The organism is Microbacterium sp. Ag1 (assembly GCF_001005635.1).
In the GTDB taxonomy this organism is placed as follows: Bacteria; Actinomycetota; Actinomycetes; order Actinomycetales; family Microbacteriaceae; genus Microbacterium; species Microbacterium oxydans.
In genome coordinates this window covers 1-2816 of sequence record NZ_LBCR01000006.1, presented here as the reverse complement: position 1 = coordinate 2816, position 2816 = coordinate 1, and the positions used below count along the sequence as shown (strand labels likewise).

General features: G+C 59.8%; 2 protein-coding genes. Both read left to right on the top strand.

The features are described from left to right. The first annotated feature begins 323 nt into the window (after window positions 1-323). Entirely contained in the window at window positions 324-878 is a 555-nt protein-coding gene (locus AAY78_RS00055) for an SLATT domain-containing protein (protein WP_197073244.1), read from the top strand. Further along, window positions 878-2176 (top strand): nucleotide-binding domain-containing protein, encoded by a 1299-nt coding sequence (locus AAY78_RS00050; RefSeq protein WP_045264191.1) that lies wholly within the window; start codon window positions 878-880, stop codon window positions 2174-2176. The genes AAY78_RS00055 and AAY78_RS00050 overlap by 1 nt, the downstream gene beginning before the upstream one ends. Window positions 2177-2816 lie beyond the last annotated feature (640 nt).

Here is a 2816-nt window from a genome sequence, read left to right as displayed (position 1 = left end):
CACCCGCCTTGACACTTTCCGAAGTAGCGCGACTGCGTCGCCTCTATCGGTGAATTCGCTCAGGCTTCATGACGGATCGCGCTTGTGAGCCGGATGTAAATTCCGGGGCATGCAGAGTCGTTTCTCTCTGGGGTGAACGGAAAGAGTCGTAGCCTGCGCGGGACTTCGTCCCCAACGTTCCGGCCGAGCTACGCCCATTGGTTCGCCTTCGAAACGGGCCGTATCGGTGTCCGCCGCTAGCATGCACTTGCGGCGGACTGTCGCCGTGGGCTGGGGGAAAGATGCATCGACGAGAGACAGAACCGTCAGAGGCGGGTCGTGACTTGCTTCTCAACCAGGTGAGAGAGCTATATGGGCGCATCGCGTACACGCAGAAGACCCATGAGAAGCAAGCTGACATCTGCGCGATGTCCTCGCGGAGGCAAAGAGTCTGGAAGTTCGTTCTCACGGCGGTCGGATCGGGGACGTTCCTAGCGTCACTCTTCGGGCTGCTGCTGGACCCGCAGTGGGCATCGCTAGCTACCTCCTTCATCGCCGTGCTAGTCACGGCGGCAAGCCTGGGTGACCGGACATTCCGATACGGCGAGGAGATGCAGCAGCACCGCGACACCGCGGCTTTGCTATGGAACTTGCGGGAGTCGTATCTGTCGCTGATTGTGGACCTGAAGTCCGAGTCTCTGCCGCTCGACCAGGCGCGGCAGAAACGAGACGAGCTGCAGAAGGCGGCTCAGGCCGTGCTGAAGGACGCCCCGCGAACGACACCGCAGGCGTATGCCATGGCTCAATCCGGCCTGAAGGACAAGGAAGATCTCACTCTCAGCACGCAGGAGATCGATTTGATGCTGCCGGAGGCGCTTCGAGAGGATTGGGAGCACTGATGTCGCAAACCGGTGACATCTTCGATGGTCTCCTCACCAATCTCAGGGTCAACACTGCTGAGAGCATCGCCGACCGGCGGGACGAAGTAACGAAAGCTCTGAACAGCGAGTTCCGCAGCTTGACCGGCTCCACGGCGAACAAGCTGATGGTCGGTTCCTACGGTCGTTGGACAGCGATCAAAGGTATATCGGACCTTGACCTCCTGTACATATTGCCGTCCAGTCTGCGCGCCTCATACGAGGAGGAAGGCGGGCCGCTCAAAGCGCTGCGGCGCGCCCGCGCTGCGATCCAGAAGCGGTATCCGACGACGACTGTCGGGGTCGACAGGCTGGTCGTCGTAGTGGAGTTCTCGAACTTCACTTTCGAGGTGCAGCCCGTGTTCGAAAACGAGGACGGGTCCTTCGACTACCCGGACACTTACAGCGACTCGTGGAAGATGACGAAGCCTCGCGATGAGATCTCCGCAATCAGCGAGGAAGACTCAGCTACTAGTGGCAATCTGCGACGCTTGTGCAAGCTCGCTCGAGCATGGCGCAACAAGCAAGGAGTCGTGATGGGCGGGCTGCTCGTAGACACCCTTGCGTACAATTTCCTAACGTCTACGACGGAACATCGCTCTGGCACGTCCGAATCCTACGGCGAGATGATGCGCGACTTCCTTCTGTACCTCGCGGACCAGGTGGACCACGATTTCTATCTGGCGCTTGGAAGCCGTCAGCGCGTTCGAGTCAAGAAGCGCTTCCAGAAGAAGGCTGCGTCCGGCGCTGAGCTTTGCACCGAGGCGGTCGACGCTGCTGGTCAGAAGAACGAGTACAAGAAGTGGAGAGCAGTATTCGGAAAGTCCGTCCCAGCAGTAGTGGCTGGAGGGGAGAATGCGCTTGCAGCCAGATCGTTCAACGACACGGAGGAGTTCATCGAGGACACCCATCCCGTGGACATCCGTTTTTCGGTCGAGATCAGCTGTACCGTGACCCAGGACGGATTCCGTCCTACCTCGCTGAACTCATTTCTCAACCTGTTCTCGCTACTGCCCGCAAAGAAACAACTTACGTTCGCGATCGACAACATCGACGTGCCGGGATCATATGAGGTGCGTTGGAAGGTACTGAACCGAGGAGCCGAAGCTGAGCGGCGGGATCACGTACGCGGTGAGATCATCCGTCCGACCCACGGCACCGAGCGCCGCGAAGTGACCTCCTTCCGAGGGAATCATTACGTGGAGTGCTACGTCATCCAGCGCAACGTCGTCGTGGCTCGCGGGCATATCGACATCCCGATCGCAGCAGAGTCTTCCTAGACCGCGCCCCTGGTGCAGTGGGTGCCCATGCCCGCGGCCCTGCGGCGATCCACCCTGCCACAGGTGACTGGCTCCAACGCCTCTCGAGCAAGTCAGCTTGGTCGATCATTCTCGTCGTCGGAATTTTGATAAGCGTCATGAGGCAAGTCGCTCCATGTGCCGGCTACAGCTGTCCCGGAAACTCGCGGGATCGCGATCCGATCTCACGACAACTCTCGTGAGATCGGACATCAAGCAGATTTCGACAGGCCTGTCGTTTCTCACGAAAGTCGTCACTTTCTCACGAATGTTGTCGCAGTTCTCATGGAAGGTGGCGGATTCTCATGAAACCTGTCGCAGCACCGATCGGCGGCGAAGCTACCGACCCCGCCGAGAATGATCGTGTACGGCGGGATGACTCGTACAGCCGCTGAATGGGGTCCAGAAACGTGAGCCGTCAGAGGGTTTTGGCAGGCGTATTCGCTGACCTCTGGCGCTCCGCTCCAGTCAGCTCAACGGTTGAGAAGTGAGCTCTGGATCTTCTCGGATACGGCTTGGCGCAGCGGGCGCACTGCTTCGGCGTCCCAGGACGCCGGGTTGGGGAACGACCATTCCAGGAGTTCCCCGCGAGGCGTCGCCGGGCCGCGTCCGTTTGAGTGGT

What these genes read in the sequence shown, in the direction of transcription:
- AAY78_RS00050 (WP_045264191.1), top strand. Translation starts at nt 878, where the DNA reads ATGTCGCAAACCGGTGACATCTTCGATGGTCTCCTCACCAATCTCAGG.